This is a genomic window from Oceanicola granulosus HTCC2516 (assembly GCF_000153305.1).
In the GTDB taxonomy this organism is placed as follows: Bacteria; Pseudomonadota; Alphaproteobacteria; order Rhodobacterales; family Rhodobacteraceae; genus Oceanicola; species Oceanicola granulosus.
The window spans coordinates 742898-760942 of record NZ_CH724107.1 but is presented as its reverse complement, the minus strand read 5'-3'; the positions used below and the strand labels follow the sequence as shown (position 1 = coordinate 760942).

The following is an 18045-nucleotide window of genomic DNA, read 5'->3' as shown; positions in this document are numbered from 1 at the left end:
GGTAAGAGGAGGCCCCGGAGCGCGACCCGAGTCCCCGCCATGCCCAAGACCATCCTACAGCGCTGCGAGGCCAGGGGCCTCAGGATGACCGGCCAGCGCCGGACCATCGCCGCCGTGCTCGAGGCCGCCGACGATCACCCCGACGTCGAGGAGCTCTACGCCCGCGCGTCCTCCGCCGATGCCGGCATCTCGCTCGCCACCGTCTACCGCACCGTCAAGCTGTTCGAGGAGCAAGGCATTCTCGACAAGCTCGATTTCGGCGACGGCCGCGCCCGCTACGAGCCCGCCTCCCGCGCCCACCACGATCACCTCATCGACCTCGAGAGCGGCAACGTCATCGAGTTCGTCGACGCCGAAATCGAGCAGCTGCAGGAGCGCATCGCGCGCAAGCTCGGCTACCGCCTCACCGGCCACAAGCTCGAGCTCTACGGGGTTCCTCTGAAGGACGACAGCTGATGGACAACCTGCGCGCGGCGCTGTTCATGACGCTGTCGATGGCCGCGTTCGCGGTCGAGGACGCGCTCCTCAAGGGCATCGCGACGATGATCCCGACGGGCCAGGCGCTGATGCTCCTCGGCCTGTTCGGCGCGCTCAGCTACTGGGCGCTGCTGGCGCGCAGGGGCCAGCCGATGTTCACGCGCGCGCTGCTCGGCCGCGCGGCGATCCTGCGCAACCTCGGCGAACTCTTCGGCACCCTCGGCTACGTGCTCGCCTTCACGCTGGGCGACCTGTCGACCGCCTCGGCGCTCCTGCAGGCGGTGCCGCTCGCGGTGGTGCTCGGCGCGGCGCTGTTCCTCGGCGAGACCGTCGGCTGGCGGCGCTGGTCGGCGGTCGGGTTCGGCTTCGCGGGCGTGATGATCGTGCTGCGGCCGGGCATCGGCGGCGCCGACGCCGCGGCGCTGTTCGCGCTGCTCGGGGTCGCCGGCCTCGCCATGCGCGACCTCGCCACGCGGCGCATTCCCCCCGGCGTGCCCTCGCTGCAGCTGTCGGCCTCGGCCTTCACCGTCGTCATCCCCGCGGGCGCGCTGATGATGATCTTCGCGGGCGACACTCCGGTGATGCCCTCGCCCTTCGTCTGGGCCGGCCTCGCGGCGACGCTGGTGGTGGGGATGACGGGCTACTCGCTCATCGTCGCGGCGACGCGGCTCGGCGAGATGAGCGTCATCGCGCCGTTCCGCTACGCGCGGATCCTGTTCGCGCTGATCCTGGCGACGATTTTCTTCGGCGAGCGCCCCGACGCGATGACCTACCTCGGCGCCGGGATCATCGTCGGCTCCGGCCTCTACGCCTTCTGGCGCGAGCAGCGGCTCAGGCGCCGGGCCGCGCGCGCCGCTTCCCTCCAGGCGCAACCCACGCTATAGCGCGACCGACCGCGCCGCCGGTCCGATAGCGCAAACATCTCGTCCGGGAGACCATCATGAGCACCATCATCGACATCCACGCCCGCGAGATCCTCGACAGCCGGGGCAACCCGACGATCGAGGTCGACGTCACCCTCGAGGACGGCACCATGGGCCGCGCGGCGGTGCCCTCGGGCGCGTCGACGGGCGCCTACGAGGCGGTCGAGAAGCGCGACGGCGACAAGGGGCGCTACAAGGGCAAGGGCGTGCTCGAGGCGGTCGCCGCGGTCAACGGCGAGATCGCCGAGACGATCCTCGGCGCCGACGCCACCGACCAGGTCGAGATCGACCTCGCGATGATCGAGCTGGACGGCACCGACAACAAGGCCCGCCTCGGCGCCAACGCCATCCTCGGCGTCTCGCTCGCCACGGCCAAGGCCGCCGCGATCTACTCCGGCCAGCCGCTCTTCCGCTATGTCGGCGGCACCTCGGCGCGGATGCTGCCGGTGCCGATGATGAACATCATCAACGGCGGCGAGCATGCCGACAACCCGATCGACATCCAGGAATTCATGATCATGCCCGTCGCCGCGACCTCCATCGCCGAGGCGGTGCGGTTCGGCTCCGAGGTCTTCCACACGCTCAAGAAGGAGCTATCGGATGCCGGTCTCTCGACCGGGCTCGGCGACGAGGGCGGCTTCGCCCCCAACCTCGGCTCGACCCGCGAAGCGCTCGACTTCATCCTGAAATCCATCGAGAAGGCCGGCTTCACCCCCGGCGACGACATCCATCTCGCCCTCGATTGCGCCGCCACCGAGTACTTCAAGAACGGCGTCTACGACATGGTGGGCGAAGGGAAAAAGCTCTCCCCCGAGGAGAACGTCGCCTACCTCGAGGCGCTGGTGAAGGACTACCCGATCATCTCCATCGAGGACGGCTGCTCGGAAGATGACTGGGACGGCTGGGTCGCGCTCAACGCCGCGCTCGGCGAGCGCTGCCAGCTCGTCGGCGACGACCTGTTCGTCACCAACCCCAAGCGGCTGAAGATGGGCATCGAGAAGCGCGCCGCGAACTCGATGCTGGTCAAGGTCAACCAGATCGGCTCGCTCACCGAGACGCTGCAGGCCGTCGAGATGGCCCACCGTGCGGGCATGACCAACGTCATGTCGCACCGTTCTGGCGAGACCGAGGACGCCACCATCGCCGACCTCGCCGTCGCCACGAACTGCGGCCAGATCAAGACCGGCTCGCTCGCCCGCTCCGACCGGCTGGCGAAGTACAACCAGCTGATCCGCATCGAGGAAATGCTTGGCTCGGCCGCCGAGTATGCCGGCCGCTCGATCCTGCGCTAGGCGATGAGCCGGCTCGGGCGGTAGGGCCGCAGCAGCGGGTCGTCGGCGCCGGTCATCACCTCCGCCGCGACCAGTTCGCCGAGGATCGCCGCGAGCGTCACGCCCGAATGCATCACGGCGACGGTCAGCCCTTCGGGGCCGACCGCGCCGATCACCGGCCGCTCGTCGGCCGGCATCGGGCGGTTGGCCAGGGTGACGCTCTCCAGTTCCAGGTCTACGCCGGGCAGCAGCGCCGCGATCCGAGCCAGCGTCGCCTCCGCCGCCAGGTCGGGTCGCTCCGCGATGCGGTCCGCCCGATCCTCCTGGTGCTTGCCCACCGTCGAGGCGACGAGCCGCCCGGCCGCGTCCTGCCGCAGCTCCTGCCCCGGCGCGACGATGATGTGCGAGAGCACCTTCTCGACGGGCCGCGTGCGCAGGACCATCCCGGGCCGCTGCAACATCGGCAGCTCGATCCCGAGCGGCGCGAGCAGGGCGGCGGTCTCCGTTCCGGCGGCGAGCACGACGTGATCGGCCTCGAAGCGCCCGGCGTTGGTGTCGATAGCGGACACGCGTCCTTTCTCGGCCAGCAGTGCGCTAACCTTCACCCCCGACAGGACGACGCCGCCCGAGCCCGCGAGCAGCCGTGCAACGGCCTCCGCACCTTCGACGATCCCCTCTTCCGGCGCGTGAAGTGCGGTATCGGACAAGCCCGCCAGCCGCGGCTCCCGCACCCGGAGTTCGGTACCGGGCAGCTGTCTGATCGCGTATCCGAGTCCGCTCAGCCGCCTGGCTGTCTCCGCCGGGTCCGGCTCCTCCCAGTTGAGGCATCCGCACCAGTCGACCAGTCCTTGCCCGGCCACCGCCTCCAGCCGATGCCAGGCCGCCATACCCGCCTGCCGCAGCCGGAAGTGCGCCTCGTCGAGGTAGAAGCTCGCATTGATCCAGCCGAACGTCGCGCCGCTCGCCGGCCCCGGCCCGGCGGACAGCACCGTCACCTCCGCCCCCCGCCGCGCGAGGTGCCACGCCACCGAGGCCCCGATGATGCCCCCACCGATCACGATCACCCGCTTGCCCATCTGCGCTCCCTCGCCTGGTCTGCCTGCCTTGATGACCGCCGCGGCCCGCCATGCTAGCCACCCACCATGACCGATCTGAGCGCCGACGACATCATCTCCCGCCTCCGCTTATCGCCGCATCCCGAAGGTGGCCACTACCGGCAGACATGGATCGCCGAGAGCGAGGGCCGCCCGCCCGGTACGGCGATCTACTTCCTGCTGAAAGCGGGCGAGCGCAGCCACTGGCACACGGTCGATGCCGCGGAAATCTGGCACTTCTACGCTGGCGCGCCGCTCATCCTGTCCATCTCCGAGAGCGACGCCGGCCCGGCGCAGCACTACCGCCTCGGCCCGGACCTCGCCGCGGGCGAGTTCCCCCAGCACATCGTGCCGCCGCACCACTGGCAGGCGGCGCGCACGACCGGAGACTGGACCCTCGTCGGCTGCACCGTCAGCCCGGCCTTCCGCTTCGAAGGCTTCACCCTCGCGCCGCCGGGCTTCGACATCCCGCCCTAGTCGCCGAACACGCCGCCGACGTCGTCCTGCGCCTCGAGCTGCTCCTCGGTCAGGCGGGTGACGATCATCAGGTCGTCGTCGTCCTCGGCCACCAGTCGGATATCGTTCAGCGGCAGCAGGACCTCCTTCTCGCCGATCCCGAGGAAGCCGCCGACATCGACCGTCACCCCGACGACCCGGCCGTCGCGGTCGAGCATCACGTCCTCGACCTCGCCGATCGACTGCAGATTCGACAGCACCGGGCCGAAGTCCTCGCCGCTCGCCCAAAAGGCTTCGTCGTAGCCTTCCGCGAGCGTGTAGATCTCCGCGTCCGAGACGTCGTCGGCCTTGACCAGCAGGGCCATGTCGCTGTCGGACATGGGTCCGGGATCCTCGTCGAGGACAGCCTCCTGGGCGCCGACGGCGAGGGGCGCGAGAGCGACGGCGAGGGAGATGAGGCGGCGCATGGGCGGTCTCCTGAAGGGGGTGGCATGTCGGCGGACAAACGCTCAGTCTCGGACAAACGTTCCGCACCGGACAGGTGCACGCTACCGGACGAGGAGGGACACCATGAACGACCGCATCGAGGTGGAGAACGTGAACCACCCCGGGCAGGTGACGCGGCTCGAGCGGGCGAAATACGAGGCGATGCGCGCCGCGCTGCTCCAGGTGCTGCCCGACGCGCCGCCGGGCATGGCGGTGGCCGACGCGCACGCGGCGCTCAAGCCGCTGCTGCCCGAAGAGCACTTCCCGGGCGGGGCGACCTCGGGCTGGTGGCTCAAGGCCGTCCACCTCGACCTCGAGGCGAAGGGCGTGCTGGCGCGCTCCACGAAGCCGGTGCGGCTCTACCGGACATGAAAAGAGGGGGCCTGGAGCCCCCTCGAGTTGATGCCGTTCAGGCTCGTTCTGGTGTACCGCCCGGTTCGTTGCCTGCGGCCTGAACGCCGCTCCTCCCGCGGGAGGAGAGCCAAGAGCGAAGTCGCTGCCCGCGTCTCGTCAACCTTTTGTTCAGACCTCCCCGCTATTGTCGATTCGACAGCAGCGAGGAGGTGCTCATGATCTGATCAGCTACAGCCCGACGTGCCGCCGCAGGTGTTGCACTTCATGCAGGTGCCGTTGCGCACCAGGGTATAGTTGCCGCATTCGCCGCAGGGATCGCCCTCGTAGCCCTGCATCTTGGCCTTGTCGCGCGCCGTCAGCGCGGAGGCCGCGGTCGTGGCCATGCCCTGAGCCCGTGTCGAGCTCTCGCCCGCCGGTGCGCCCGCGCCCGACACCACGGCCGAGAACGCCGCCACCTGCTCCGCCGTGCCGAGCGCGACGTTGCCCGCCGCACCCTGCCCGCCGTCGAGCACCATCAGCTCCTGCGGCACCCGCTTGCGGATGTAGCCCGACGAGGCGACCTGCCGCAGCACGTCGATCGGCGAGGCGCCGCGGCTGTCGGGGACCGGGCGGAAGTTGCTGACGCCTTCCTCCTCGCCGCGGCCCATGTCGTCGAAGCTCACGCCCTCGGGCTTCACGTGCGCGAGGTCGGTGCGGTCGAGGTAGGAGACGGCCAGCTCGCGGAAGATGTAGTCGAGGATCGACGTCGCCGACTTGATGCTGTCGTTGCCCTGGACCATGCCGGCCGGCTCGAACTTGGTGAAGGTGAAGGCGTCGACGAACTCCTCGAGCGGCACGCCGTACTGAAGCCCGACGGAGACGGCGATGGCGAAGTTGTTCATCATCGCGCGGAAGCCGGCGCCTTCCTTGTGCATGTCGATGAAGATCTCGCCGAGCCGCCCGTCCTCGTACTCGCCGGTGCGCAGGTAGACCTTGTGGCCGCCCACGATGGCCTTCTGCGTGTAGCCCCGGCGGCGGTGCGGCATCTTCGAGCGGTCGGTGCGCATCACCTCCTTGACGATGATCTTCTCGACGATCTTCTCGGCCAGAACGGCCGCCTTCTCGGGCACCGAGCCGGTCTCCAGCGTCTCGCGGGCCTCCTCGTCGTCCTCGATCAGCGCCGCGGCGAGGGGCTGGGAGAGCTTGGAGCCGTCGCGGTAGAGCGCGTTGGCCTTGACCCCGAGCGACCAGGACAGCTCGTAGGCCTGCTGGCAATCCTCGATCGTGGCGTCGTTGGCCATGTTGATCGTCTTGGAGATCGCCCCCGAGATGAAGCTCTGCGCCGCCGCCATCATGCGGATGTGCGCCTCGACGGAGAGGTAGCGCTTGCCCTTCTTGCCGCAGGGGTTGGCGCAGTCGAAGACCGCGTAGTGCGCCTCGGCGAGGTGCGGCGCGCCCTCGAGGGTCATCGTGCCGCAGACGAAGTCGTTGGCGGCGTCGATGTCGGCCCGGCTGTAGCCCAGGTGGCGCAGCAGGTCGAAGGTCGGGTCGTTGAGCTTGTCGGCGGGAATGCCGAGGGTGCCGGTGCAGAAGTCCTCGCCCAGCGTCCACTGGTTGAAGACGAAGCGGATGTCGAAGGCCGACGGCAGCGCCGCCTCCACCTTCTCGATCACCGCCTTGGTGAAGCCGTGCCCGACCAGCGATTCGTGGCTGATCCCGGGCGCGCCGACGAGGGTGCCGCGGCCCACGGCGTAGTTGACGATCTCGTCGACCTGGGCCGCCGAATAGCCGAGCGTGTCGAGCGCGGCGGGCACCGAGCGGTTGATGATCTTGAAGTAGCCGCCCCCGGCGAGCTTCTTGAACTTCACCAGCGCGAAGTCCGGCTCGATCCCGGTCGTGTCGCAATCCATCACCAGCCCGATCGTGCCCGTCGGCGCGATGACGGTGGACTGGGCGTTGCGGTAGCCGTGCTTCTCGCCGAGCGCGAGCGCCTCGTCCCAGGCCGCGGTGGCGAGCTGCACCAGCCGGCGGTCGGGACAATTGGCGTGGTCGAGCGCGACCGGCTTGACCGCCAGCGCCTCGTAGCCGTCGCTCTTGCCGTAGGCCGCGTTGCGATGGTTGCGGATCACCCGCAGCATGTGCTCGCGGTTGCGCTCGTAGCCGGAGAAGGCGCCAAGTTCGCCGGCGATCTCGGCGGAGGTGGCGTAGGCGACGCCGGTCATGATGGCGGTGAGCGCACCGCCCATGGCGCGGCCCTCGTCGCTGTCATAGCCGAGGCCCATGTTCATCAGCAGCCCGCCGATGTTGGCGTAGCCGAGGCCGAGGGTGCGGAAATCGTAGGAAAGCTGCGCGATCTCCTTCGACGGGAACTGCGCCATCATCACCGAGATCTCGAGCGTCAGCGTCCAGAGCCGGGTGGCGTGCATGTACTCCTCGGCCAGGAACGCGCCGTCCTTGTGGAAGGTCAGCAGGTTCATCGAGGCGAGGTTGCAGGCGGTGTCGTCGAGGAACATGTACTCCGAGCACGGGTTCGAGCCGCGGATCGCGCCGTCTTCCGGGCAGGTGTGCCAGGCGTTGACGGTGTCGTGGAACTGGATGCCGGGATCGGCGCAGGCCCAGGCGGCGTGGCCGATCTGCTCCCAGAGGTCGCGGGCCTGCACGGTGCGGGTGACGCTGCCGTCGGTGCGCGAGATCAGGTCCCAGCTGCCGTCATTGCGGACCGCCTCGAGGAAGGCGTCGGTGACGCGGATCGAGTTGTTGGAGTTCTGGCCAGAGACCGAGTTGTAGGCCTCGCTGTCCCAGTCGGTGTCGTAGGTGGGGAAGTGGATGCTGGTATGCCCCTGGCGGGCATAATCCAGCACCCGCTTCACGTAGGTCTCCGGAATGGCGACCTTCTTGGCCTCGCGGATCGCCTCTTTCAGAGCCCCGTTGGACTTGGGATCGTAGGCGTCGGCCTCGGCCCCGTCCCAGGTCCGGATCGCGGCGAAGATGGCGTTGAGCTTCTGCTCGTGCATCTTGCTACCCGCGACAATGGACGCGACTTTTTGTTCCTCGAGGACCTTCCAGTTGATGAAGTCCTCGATATCCGGATGGTCCGCGTCCACGATGACCATCTTCGCTGCCCGACGGGTCGTGCCGCCAGACTTGATGGCGCCCGCCGCGCGGTCGCCAATCTTCAGAAAGCCCATGAGCCCCGACGACTTGCCGCCGCCCGAGAGCTTCTCGCCCTCGGCGCGCAGCGACGAGAAGTTCGTCCCCGTGCCCGAGCCGTACTTGAACAGCCGCGCCTCGCGCACCCAGAGGTCCATGATGCCGCCCTCGTTGACGAGGTCGTCGGCGACGGACTGGATGAAGCAGGCGTGCGGCTGGGGGTGCTCGTAGGAGCTTTTCGACTTGGTGAGCTTTCCGGTCTTCCAGTCGACGTAGAAGTGGCCCTGGGCGGGGCCGTCGATGCCGTAGGCCCAGTGCAGGCCGGTGTTGAACCATTGCGGCGAGTTCGGCGCGGCCATCTGGGTGGCAAGCATGTAGCGCATCTCGTCGAAGTAGGCGGCGGCGTCGGCCTCGGTGGAGAAGTAGCCGCCCTTCCAGCCCCAGTAGGCCCAGGCGCCGGCGAGGCGGTCGAACACCTGCCGCGCGGAGGTCTCGCCCGACATGGTCGCGCCCTCGGCGGGCTTGCCGCGCCACAGGAACTCGGGGACGCCCTTTTCCTTCACCTTGACGATCTCGGAGGGGACGCCGGCCTTGCGGAAGTACTTCTGCGCGATCACGTCCGAGGCGACCTGGCTCCAGGAGGCGGGGACCTCGCACTTGTCGAGCTTGAACACCGTGGTGCCGTCAGGATTGCGAATCTCCGAAGAGGTGACGCGGAACTCCACGTCGGCATACGCGTCCTGGCCGGCCTTGGTGAAACGGCGATCGATCTTCATTACGTCCTAGCCCCATTTGCCGCCGCTTGCGGGCGGTCCAACTGTTGTTCGGGTCGCCCCGGTGCCTCTCGCGGCCCGCCAGGTTGGGCGCAAAGGGAAGCCCGGCCCCCGCGGCCGCATGGCGAGCGGGGTGGCGCACCGCCCGGTGTGGCGGGGTCGCGCTGGTATGCCTGACTGTACCCTTTGCCGCCGCTGCTACCACATCTAGTGGCCCCCGCGCCGACAGTCACAAAAGTAGGCTTACTAGGAGTGGTGGGTCAACGTGGATTTTCGACAAAATCTAGCTCTTTGCTGTTGATCTGGTGTTGCCGCGCCGCCTTGCCCAATCGGGCGGCGATTCCTCCACAGGATGCTCCACAGACAGCACGATCAAGCCGCGGGCCCCCGGAAGGGCGCGAGCCTTGTGGCAGAAAGGGTTAATGGCCGAATCCGAGGCGTCGCCCGAAGCGGCGCGGCCGGATCATCCACCGCCGGGGGAGAACTTCCCGCGTCAGTGGGACGCTCTTTCGGGGGAGTCACATACATGCCACTCTGCTCGCAGCCCCGGCACGAAGGAGTCCGCCCATGCGCCCCCTGCCCGCCCTCGTCGGCCTCGCCCTGCTCGCGGCCTGCGCCGCGCCCGTGCCGCCGGGCGAGCTGGTGCTCGACGTCTCGGAGGTCGAGACCGGCGCGGCGCCCGGGCAGAGCAAGGCGTTCTTCTCCGACTACCCCGACCGGCTGTTCTACGCCGCCGCCGAGGCCTGCACCGCGCCGGGCCAGGAGATCGTGCGCCCGGACCGGAGCCACCTGCGCTGCGAGTCGCTGCCCCCGGTCGACGCGGCGGCGGCGCTGATCCTGGAATTCGACGGGACGGTCGAGAACCTGCCGCGATTCGTCATCTCGTTCGCGAGCGAGGCGGCCGACGACGGCGGCTTTCTCGTGACGGCCGACAACTACATCCGCGTCCCGCAGCAGGCCGGCGGGCTGCGGATCATTCGGCTCGCAGATTCGCAGATGGGGCGGATGATGAAGGACGTGATGCTGCGCGCAGGCGGACAGCCGCTCTAGATGCCGGAGGAGATCACGGTGGTCGGGGCGGCGAGATTCGAACTCACGACCCCCTGTACCCAAAACAGGTGCGCTACCAGACTGCGCCACGCCCCGACGACCGTGCCGCGTCTCTAGCCAAGGCGCGCGGCTTTGGGAAGGGCTAGCGGCAGGGCAAGGCGGGATCGGGGCCGATCGCCGGATGCTGGAGCACGTCGCCCTCGGAGATGCCCAGCTGCGCGGCCAGGCCGCCGTTGATCTCGAGCACGTAGCGGACGTTGTCGCCGCCGTCGATCGGGGTGCGGTCGTGCGGGATCGCCTCGTGATGGACGCGGGTGACCGTGCCGTCGGGCGCGGCGAAGATCATGTCGAGCGGGATCAGCGTGTTGGCCATCCAGAAGGAGGCGCGCTGCGGCGCCTCGTAGACGAAGAGCATGCCGGCCATCGTCGGCATCTCCTCCACGAACATCAGCCCGCGCCCGCGCTCCGCGTTGTCGTCGGCCACCTGCACGTGAAAGCGCGCCTGCCCCCACTCGCCCGTCACCGTCACCCGGTCTTCCGAGCAAAGCTCCTGCGCCGTCGCCGGCAGCGCCGCGCACAGCGCCAGCGCGCCGGCTATTGCCTGGCGGAGTCCGTGAGCGCCGCTTCCCATGACGAAACCTCCATGGCCATCTTACCGCGTTTACCATCCATCACCCGCAGCGAGATCGCCTCGCCCGGCTGCAGGTCGGACAGGCCCGACCGGCGCAGCACCTCGATATGGACGAACACATCCTCCGCCAACCCGAACACGTTGGCAAACCCGAAGCCCTTGCCCTTGTCGAACCACTTCACCCGCGCCGGGCTGAGCGGCGTGCTGGCGAGCGTTTCCGGATCGATCTCGGCGAGGTCCCCGAACTGGCTGACGCGCGGCAGCTCCGGCGGCGTCAGCTCGACGACGGCGACGGCCTGCTTGCCGCGCGGAGTATCCTGCACCTCGACGACGATGCCGGAGCCGTCGGCGACGGAGCTCTGTCCGAAGTTGCGCAGCACGTTGGCGTGCAACAGGATGTCGGGCCCGCCATCCTCGGCCACGATGAAGCCGAAGCCCTTGGCGGGATCGAACCACTTGACGGTCCCGGTGACCGTCACTCCTCCGTCCTGTTCCGTCGCCATGCTTCCCTTCCCGCGGCCGTCGGCGGCCAAGATCTTCAGCCGACGGCGTTCACTTCAAACAGAGACTGACACACACTGTTTAGATAATGGTAAAAAACTCGAACAATCCTTGTTGAGCGGTACCATCCCGCCACCCGCCGGCCACGTCCTTACGGATGCAGGCGCACGGTGGACCACTCTTCGTCAACATTCCCTCTCGTCCAGCGGAATCGGTCATGGAGGCGAAACGCCCCGTCCGCCCAGAACTCGATCTCCAGCGGCCGCAGCCGGTAGCCGCCCCAGAAGGGCGGCCGCTCGGGCGCGGTGCCGTGCGCGGCGGTCTGGCGGGCGACTTCGGCCATCAGGGCGGCGCGCGACTCGAGCGGGCGCGACTGGCGCGATGCCCAGGCGCCGATACGGCTCTTCAGCGAGCGGGACCGGTAATAGGCGTCGGCCGTCTCGCCGCCCTCACGCTCCACAAGGCCCCGCACCCGGACCTGCCGGCGGAGGGACTTCCAGTGCATCACGAAGGCCGCCTTGCCGGTCGCATCGATCTCCACACCCTTGGCGCTCTCATAATTGGTGTAGAACACGAAAGCATCTGCTTCAATCGCCTTGAGCAGCACCATCCGCACGTTCGGCAGCCCCGATGGGTCGACCGTTGCCAGCGCGATGGCGTTCGGGTCGTTGATTTCAGACGATTCTGCCTCGTTCAGCCACCCACGGGCGAGCGCGAACGGATCGTCTCCCGCGAAGATCCCGGACCTGTCGCTCATCGGAATTGATACCCCCGTCCCTGCCGAAGCCCCGGCGCTGTTAAGAGAATTGATCCACCCGCGCAACTGCGCATCGGAATTTCGCCGCGGCTTGAAGCCGTTGTGTCTATCGCCTAACCCTGAGAAAACGCCGGCGGGCCCGTCAAGGGGCGCAGCGTCAACAAGAGCGAGGGAAGCGGATGGGCTCGGAGCTGATGAAGGGGAAGCGGGGCCTGATCATGGGGCTCGCCAACGACAAGTCTATCGCCTGGGGCATCGCCAAGGCCTGCGCCGACGCGGGCGCCGAACTCGCCTTCTCCTACCAGGGCGACGCCCTGAAGAAGCGGGTCGAGCCGCTCGCCGCCTCGCTCGGCAGCGACATCGTCCTGCCCTGCGACGTGACCGACGAGGGCTCCATCGACGCCCTGTTCGATGGCCTCAAGGAGCGCTGGGACAACATCGATTTCGTCGTCCACGCCATCGGCTTCTCCGACAAGAACGAGCTGCGCGGCCGCTACGTCGACACCAGCCGCGCCAACTTCGCCATGTCGATGGACATCTCCGTCTACTCCTTCACCGCCGTCGTGCAGCGTGCCGAGAAGATGATGAACAGGGGCGGCTCCTGCCTGACCCTGACCTACTACGGCGCCGAGCGGGTGATGCCGCACTACAACGTCATGGGTGTCGCCAAGGCCGCGCTCGAGGCGTCGGTGCGCTACCTCGCCGAAGACCTCGGCAAGGACGGCATCCGCGTCAACGCCATCTCCGCCGGCCCGATCAAGACGCTCGCCGCCTCCGGCATCGGCGATTTCCGCTATATCCTGAAGTGGAACGAGCTGAACTCGCCGCTGCGCCGCACCGTCACCACCGACGACGTGGGCAACAGCGCGCTCTACCTGCTCTCCCACCTCGGCGGCGCCGTCACCGGCGAGACGCACCACGTCGATTGCGGCTACCACGTGGTCGGCATGAAGGCGGTCGACGCGCCCGACATCGACGCCGGCAAGGGCTGAGCGGCATGAGCGCGGCGGCGCTCTTCACCATCCTCGCCATCCACCTCGCCGCGGCGATCAGCCCGGGGCCGTCCTTCGTCGTCGCGGTGCGCACCGCCGCCGCGTCGGGCTTCCGGCCCGCCGCCGGGCTCGCGCTCGGCTTCGGGATCGGCGCGGCGCTCTGGGCGACGCTGGCGCTGGCGGGGCTGGCGCTGCTGTTCGAGCTGGTGCCCGGCCTGCTGACGGCGCTGAAGGTCATCGGCGGCGCCTACCTGGTGTGGCTGGCGCTGAAGATGTGGCGCCACGCCGACGCGCCGCTGGCCGTCACCGGCACCGCCGGCCCCACCCGATTCGCGGCCGCCGTGCGCACCGGGCTCTTCACCTTCCTTGCCAACCCCAAGACGGCCGTGTTCTTCGGCGCGGTCTTCATCGGCCTCGTCCCGCCGGGCACCGGGACGGGCTGGCTGGCGGCGATCGTGGCGCTGGTGCTGCTCGACGAGGTGCTGTGGTACCTGCTCGTCGCCCGCCTGTTCTCGCTGCCCCGCGCCCGCGCCGCCTACCTGGGCGCGAAGGCCTGGGTGGACCGCGGCCTCGGCGGGGCGCTCGGAGTGCTTGGCCTGCGCGTCGCGCTCGGATAAAGGGTGGCCATGGACAAACTCCCTCACGAAAAGGGGTTCCACGTCAGCTGGGACCAGCTTCACCGCGACGCGCGCGCGCTCGCCTGGCGGCTCGACGGCCACGGCCCCGACGACGGGGCCTGGAAGGCCGTCGTCGCGATCACCCGCGGCGGCATGGCCCCGGCGATGATCGTCGCCCGCGAGCTCGACATCCGCCACGTCGATACGATCAGCGTCAAGAGCTACAACCACCAGACCCAGAGCGAGCCGAAGGTGATCAAGTCACCCGACATGGACCTCGTGGGCGACGGCACCGGCGTGCTCATCATCGACGACCTCGTCGATACCGGCCGCACGCTGGAAGTGGTGCGGGCGCACATGCCCAAGGCGCACGTGGCCACCGTCTACGCCAAGCCCCAGGGCCGGGGCCAGGTGGACAGCTTCATCACCGAGGTGAGCCAGGACACCTGGATCTTCTTCCCCTGGGACATGGCGCTGCAGTACGTCCAGCCCTACCGCGGCACCGACTGACGCCGCCGCCCCCGCCGGCCTGTCGGGGAGCGGTCACTCCTCCCCGCGCGCCTCGGCGCGGCTCTTGCCCGACACCGCCATCGCCAGCGTCGCGGCCATGAAGCCGTCGAGCGCGCCGTCGAGGACGCCGCCGGTGTCCGAGGTCTCGTGGCCGGTGCGCAGGTCCTTCACCATCTGGTAGGGCTGCAGCACGTAGGAGCGGATCTGATTGCCCCAGCCCGCCGACCCCTTGGCCTCGTGGGCGGCGTTGATGTCGGCGGTGCGCCGGTCGAGCTCCATCTGGTAGAGCCGCGACTTCAGCGCCTTCATCGCGATGTCGCGGTTCTGGTGCTGCGACTTCTCCGAGCTCGTCACCACGATGCCGGTCGGCAGGTGGGTGATCCGCACCGCCGAGTCGGTGGTGTTGACGTGCTGACCGCCCGCGCCCGACGAGCGGTAGGTGTCGAGCCGGATCTCGCTCGGGTTGATCTCGATCTCGATGTTGTCGTCGACAACCGGGTAGACCCAGACCGACGCGAAGGACGTCTCCCGCGTGCCCTTGCCGAACGGCGAGATCCGCACCAGCCGGTGCACGCCGCTCTCGGACTTGAGCCAGCCGTAGGCGTTGGGGCCGCTGATCTTGTAGGAGACCGACTTGATCCCCGCCTCGGTGCCCGCTTCCTCCGACTGCAGCTCGACCTTGTAGCCGCGCTTCTCGGCCCAGCGCACGTACATCCGCTGCAGCATCTGCGCCCAGTCGCAGGCCTCGGTGCCGCCGGCGCCGGCGTTGATCTCGAGGAAGGTGTCGTTGCCGTCGGCCTCGCCGTCGAGCAGCGCCTCGAGCTCCTTCTGCGCGGCCCGCTCCTTGAGCGCGGCGAGCGCGGCCTCCGCCTCGGCGACGACCTCGGAATCGTCCTCCATCTCGCCGAGCTCGATCAGCTCGACGTTGTCGGCCAGCTCGCGCGCGATGCCGTCGTAGGTCTCGATCGAATCGACGAGCGCCTGCCGCTCGCGCATCAGCTTCTGCGCCGCCGCCGGGTCGTCCCACAGCGTCGGGTCCTCGACCCGCGCGTTGAACTCCTCGAGCCGGTGCGGCGCGGTCTCCCGGTCCATCCGCTGGGCCAGCAGCGCCAACGACTTCTCGATGGCCTCGACAAGGTTCTGCGTCTCGGCGCGCATGATTTTTACCTCAAGATCAGTGTGCGGGCTCTGATACAGGAGCCCCCTGCCCCGGACAAGCGGATGGCGGGGCGGAGCCGCGAGCCGTGCATTCGGGCGCGGGCGGGGGCCGGGCTGAAGCCCGGCCTACGGCCTGTGGGCCTTTTAGGAATGCCGGGCTGAAGCCCGGCTTACGAGACAGCCCCGGTAGGCCGGGCTTCAGCCCGGCTTCCGCCAACGAAAAAGGGCGCTCCCGCAGGAGCGCCCCCTTCCTTTGAGGCGTCAGTGCGTCACCGCACCCGGCCCCTCGTCCTTGCGGAGCAGGAGCGCCTCGGCGGCGGCGGCTTCCTCGGCGGCCTCGTCCCACTCGATGGGCTCGGGCTTGCTCACCAGCGCGCGCTCGAGCACCTCGGAGACGTGCTTGACCGGGACGATCTCCAGCCCCTCCTTCACGTTGTCGGGGATCTCGGGGAGATCCTTCTCGTTCTCCGCCGGGATCAGCACCGTCTTGATGCCGCCCCGGAGCGCTGCGAGCAGCTTCTCCTTGAGCCCGCCGATCGGCATCGCGTTGCCGCGCAGCGAGACCTCGCCGGTCATGGCGATGTCGCGCCGCACCGGGATCTGGGTCAGCACCGACACGATGGACGTGACCATCGCGAGGCCAGCGCTCGGCCCGTCCTTGGGCGTGGCGCCGTCGGGGACGTGGACGTGGATGTCGAGCGCGTCGAATTTCGGCGGCTTGACCCCGATCTGCGGCGCGATCGAGCGGACGTAGCTGGAGGCCGCGTCGATGCTCTCCTTCATCACGTCGCCGAGCTTGCCCGTGGTCTTCATCCGGCCCTTGCCCGGCAGGCGCAGTGCCTCGATGTTGAGCAACTCGCCGCCCACCGAGGTATAGGCCAGCCCGGTCACGACGCCGACCTGGTCCTCCTGCTCGGCAAGGCCGAACCGGTGCCGGGGCACGCCGAGATACTCGTCGAGATTGGCCTCGGTCACCTCGATGACCTCCTCCTCCTTCTTGACGATCTTGGTCACCGCCTTGCGCGCCACCTTGGCGATCTCGCGCTCGAGGTTCCGCACCCCCGCCTCGCGAGTATAGGTGCGGATCATCGCGGTCAGCGCGCTGTCGTCGACGCTGAACTCCTTCGCCTTCAGCCCGTGGTTCTTCATCACCTTGGGCAACAGGTGCTGGCGGGCGATCTCGCGCTTCTCGTCCTCGGTGTAGCCGGCGAGGCTGATGATCTCCATCCGGTCGAGCAGCGGCCCGGGCATGTTGTACGAGTTCGCCGTGGTGAGGAACATCACGTTGGAGAGGTCGTACTCCACCTCGAGGTAGTGATCGACGAAGGTGCCGTTCTGCTCGGGGTCGAGCACCTCGAGCATCGCGCTCGCCGGGTCGCCGCGGAAGTCCTGGCCCATCTTGTCGATCTCGTCGAGCAGGATCAGCGGGTTGGTCGTCTTCGCCTTCTTCAGCGCCTGGATGATCTTGCCCGGCATCGAGCCGATATAGGTCCGGCGGTGGCCGCGGATCTCGGACTCGTCGCGCACGCCGCCCAGCGAGATGCGGATGAACTCGCGCCCCGTGGCCTTGGCGACCGACTTGCCGAGCGAAGTCTTGCCCACGCCGGGCGGGCCGACGAGGCACATGATCGGCCCCTTCGACTTCCGGGAGCGTTGCTGCACCGCGAGATACTCGACGATGCGCTCCTTGACCTTCTCGAGCCCGTAATGATCGGCATCGAGGATCTTCTCGGCGCGGCCCAGGTCCTTCTTGGTGCGCGAGGTCACGCCCCACGGGATCGACAGCAGCCAGTCGAGGTAGTTGCGCACCACGGTGGCCTCGGCCGACATCGGCGACATCGACTTGAGCTTCTTGATCTCCGCCTCGGCCTTGTCGCGGGCCTCCTTGGAGAACTTGGTGTTGGCGATCTTCTCCTCGAGCTCGGCGATCTCGTTGGCGCCCTCGTCGCCGTCGCCCAGCTCGCGCTGGATCGCCTTCATCTGCTCGTTGAGGTAATATTCGCGCTGGGTGCGCTCCATCTGGCTCTTGACGCGGGTCTTGATCTTCTTCTCGACCTGCATCACCGACAGCTCGCCCTGCATCAGCCCGTAGACCTTCTCCAGCCGCTCGGCGACGGAGAGCGTCTCGAGGAGCTCCTGCTTGTTGGCGACCTCGATGCCGAGGTGGCCGGCGACGAGGTCGGCGAGCTTGGCCGGATCGGACGCTTCCGAAACGGCCGCGAGCGCCTCCTCGGGGATGTTCTTCTTGACCTTCGCGTAGCGCTCGAACTCGCCCGAGACGGAGCGCAGCAGCGCCGCGACCGTCTCGACGTCGCCCTCCTCCTCCTCGAGCTCGGCGGCGGTGGCCTCGAAGAAGGAGTCGTTGTCGAGGAAATCGACGATGCGCACCCGCTGGCGGCCCTCGACGAGCACCTTCACGGTGCCGTCGGGCAGCTTGAGAAGTTGCAGCACGTTGGCGAGGACGCCGGTGCGGTAGATGCCTTCGGGATCGGGATCGTCGGCGGTCGGGTCGACCTGGCTCGACAGCAGGATCTGCTTGTCGTCCTGCATTACTTCCTCGAGCGCGCGCACGGATTTCTCGCGGCCCACGAAGAGCGGCACGATCATGTGCGGAAACACGACGATGTCGCGCAGCGGCAGGACCGGGTAGGAGGGGCTGAGGGCTTCTTGCATGCTCGTGTCCTTATACTTCGGCAGACGGCGCGGCCCCAGATGTCGGCAGCCTCGACCCGTCCCCTGACTGGATGTTGAATCTGGGGGCCTGTCCCCTCCGTTTCAACCTTCGCTCGGCGTTGCCCCCGACAATGCCCCTCCACGCGCAGGGGAGCAAGGCGAGGATCGTGTCACTTGTCCCTAAACGAACGCC

General features: G+C 68.5%; 17 protein-coding genes and 1 tRNA gene. 9 read left to right on the top strand and 9 right to left on the bottom strand.

What is annotated here, in order from left to right:
• Window positions 1–39: 39 nt before the first annotated feature.
• Genes OG2516_RS03695 through eno form a run of 3 tightly spaced genes read left to right on the top strand, consistent with a single transcriptional unit; the run spans window position 40 to window position 2692 of the window.
• Window positions 40–456, top strand: a complete 417-nt coding sequence (locus OG2516_RS03695) for a Fur family transcriptional regulator (RefSeq protein WP_040614955.1) — start codon at window positions 40–42, stop codon at window positions 454–456.
• Window positions 456–1361: a DMT family transporter gene (locus OG2516_RS03690; protein WP_007254275.1), complete on the top strand. Its 906-nt coding sequence runs from the start codon at window positions 456–458 to the stop codon at window positions 1359–1361. Before OG2516_RS03695 ends, OG2516_RS03690 begins: the two co-directional genes overlap by 1 nt.
• Window positions 1362–1417: 56 nt before the next feature.
• Window positions 1418–2692: a phosphopyruvate hydratase gene (eno, locus tag OG2516_RS03685; RefSeq protein WP_007254274.1), complete on the top strand. Its 1275-nt coding sequence runs from the start codon at window positions 1418–1420 to the stop codon at window positions 2690–2692.
• On the opposite strand, the gene OG2516_RS03680 is transcribed toward eno, so the two are convergent.
• A complete protein-coding gene (locus OG2516_RS03680) occupies window positions 2689–3747 on the bottom strand; it encodes an NAD(P)/FAD-dependent oxidoreductase (RefSeq protein ID WP_007254273.1) in 1059 nt (352 codons plus the stop codon). The genes eno and OG2516_RS03680 overlap by 4 nt on opposite strands.
• A 75-nt stretch (window positions 3748–3822) precedes the next feature.
• Here OG2516_RS03680 and OG2516_RS03675 point away from each other — a divergent pair, with 75 nt between their 5' ends.
• Window positions 3823–4242, top strand: a complete 420-nt coding sequence (locus tag OG2516_RS03675) for a cupin domain-containing protein (RefSeq protein WP_040615428.1) — start codon at window positions 3823–3825, stop codon at window positions 4240–4242.
• Here the strand turns inward: OG2516_RS03675 and OG2516_RS03670 are convergent.
• Window positions 4239–4688 (bottom strand): PRC-barrel domain-containing protein, encoded by a 450-nt coding sequence (locus OG2516_RS03670; RefSeq protein ID WP_007254271.1) that lies wholly within the window; start codon window positions 4686–4688, stop codon window positions 4239–4241. The two genes, OG2516_RS03675 and OG2516_RS03670, sit on opposite strands and share 4 nt — an antisense overlap.
• A gap of 103 nt (window positions 4689–4791) precedes the next feature.
• Between OG2516_RS03670 and OG2516_RS03665 the strand changes: the two genes are divergently transcribed.
• Window positions 4792–5079: a DUF6958 family protein gene (locus tag OG2516_RS03665; protein ID WP_007254270.1), complete on the top strand. Its 288-nt coding sequence runs from the start codon at window positions 4792–4794 to the stop codon at window positions 5077–5079.
• 206 nt (window positions 5080–5285) lie between these two features.
• Here the strand turns inward: OG2516_RS03665 and OG2516_RS03660 are convergent, their stop codons facing one another.
• Window positions 5286–8966, bottom strand: coding sequence for a vitamin B12-dependent ribonucleotide reductase (locus OG2516_RS03660; protein WP_007254269.1), 3681 nt, complete (start codon window positions 8964–8966; stop codon window positions 5286–5288).
• A 564-nt stretch (window positions 8967–9530) separates the two neighbouring features.
• Here OG2516_RS03660 and OG2516_RS03655 point away from each other — a divergent pair.
• Window positions 9531–10013 (top strand): hypothetical protein, encoded by a 483-nt coding sequence (locus tag OG2516_RS03655; protein WP_007254268.1) that lies wholly within the window; start codon window positions 9531–9533, stop codon window positions 10011–10013.
• A 19-nt stretch (window positions 10014–10032) separates the two neighbouring features.
• Here OG2516_RS03655 and OG2516_RS03650 read toward each other — a convergent pair.
• The 4 genes from OG2516_RS03650 to pdxH form a co-directional block, all read right to left on the bottom strand.
• Window positions 10033–10109: transfer RNA gene (locus OG2516_RS03650), tRNA-Pro, on the bottom strand.
• Window positions 10110–10155: 46 nt separating this feature from the next.
• On the bottom strand, window positions 10156–10644 hold the full coding sequence (locus tag OG2516_RS03645) for a DUF192 domain-containing protein (RefSeq protein ID WP_040614954.1): 489 nt from the start codon (window positions 10642–10644) through the stop codon (window positions 10156–10158).
• Window positions 10608–11147, bottom strand: a complete 540-nt coding sequence (locus OG2516_RS03640; RefSeq protein WP_040614953.1) for a cold-shock protein — start codon at window positions 11145–11147, stop codon at window positions 10608–10610. Before OG2516_RS03640 ends, OG2516_RS03645 begins: the two co-directional genes overlap by 37 nt.
• A 149-nt stretch (window positions 11148–11296) precedes the next feature.
• Complete coding sequence (gene pdxH, locus OG2516_RS03635; RefSeq protein WP_007254265.1) at window positions 11297–11902, bottom strand: pyridoxamine 5'-phosphate oxidase; 606 nt, start codon at window positions 11900–11902, stop codon at window positions 11297–11299.
• A 179-nt stretch (window positions 11903–12081) separates the two neighbouring features.
• On the opposite strand from pdxH, the gene fabI reads away from it, so the two are divergent.
• The 3 genes from fabI to gpt are packed head-to-tail and all read left to right on the top strand — an operon-like array spanning window position 12082 to window position 14021.
• On the top strand, window positions 12082–12894 hold the full coding sequence (gene fabI, locus OG2516_RS03630) for an enoyl-ACP reductase FabI (RefSeq protein ID WP_007254264.1): 813 nt from the start codon (window positions 12082–12084) through the stop codon (window positions 12892–12894).
• 5 nt (window positions 12895–12899) lie between these two features.
• On the top strand, window positions 12900–13511 hold the full coding sequence (locus OG2516_RS03625; RefSeq protein WP_007254263.1) for a LysE family transporter: 612 nt from the start codon (window positions 12900–12902) through the stop codon (window positions 13509–13511).
• Window positions 13512–13520: 9 nt separating this feature from the next.
• Window positions 13521–14021: a xanthine phosphoribosyltransferase gene (gene gpt, locus OG2516_RS03620; RefSeq protein ID WP_007254262.1), complete on the top strand. Its 501-nt coding sequence runs from the start codon at window positions 13521–13523 to the stop codon at window positions 14019–14021.
• Window positions 14022–14054: 33 nt separating this feature from the next.
• Here the strand turns inward: gpt and prfB are convergent, their stop codons facing one another.
• Window positions 14055–15179 carry a peptide chain release factor 2 gene (gene prfB / locus OG2516_RS03615; protein ID WP_007254261.1) on the bottom strand — a complete coding sequence of 375 codons (1125 nt, stop codon included), beginning with the start codon at window positions 15177–15179 and terminating at the stop codon, window positions 14055–14057.
• A 261-nt stretch (window positions 15180–15440) separates the two neighbouring features.
• Window positions 15441–17852, bottom strand: a complete 2412-nt coding sequence (gene lon / locus OG2516_RS03610) for an endopeptidase La (RefSeq protein ID WP_007254260.1) — start codon at window positions 17850–17852, stop codon at window positions 15441–15443.
• Window positions 17853–18045: the final 193 nt, after the last annotated feature.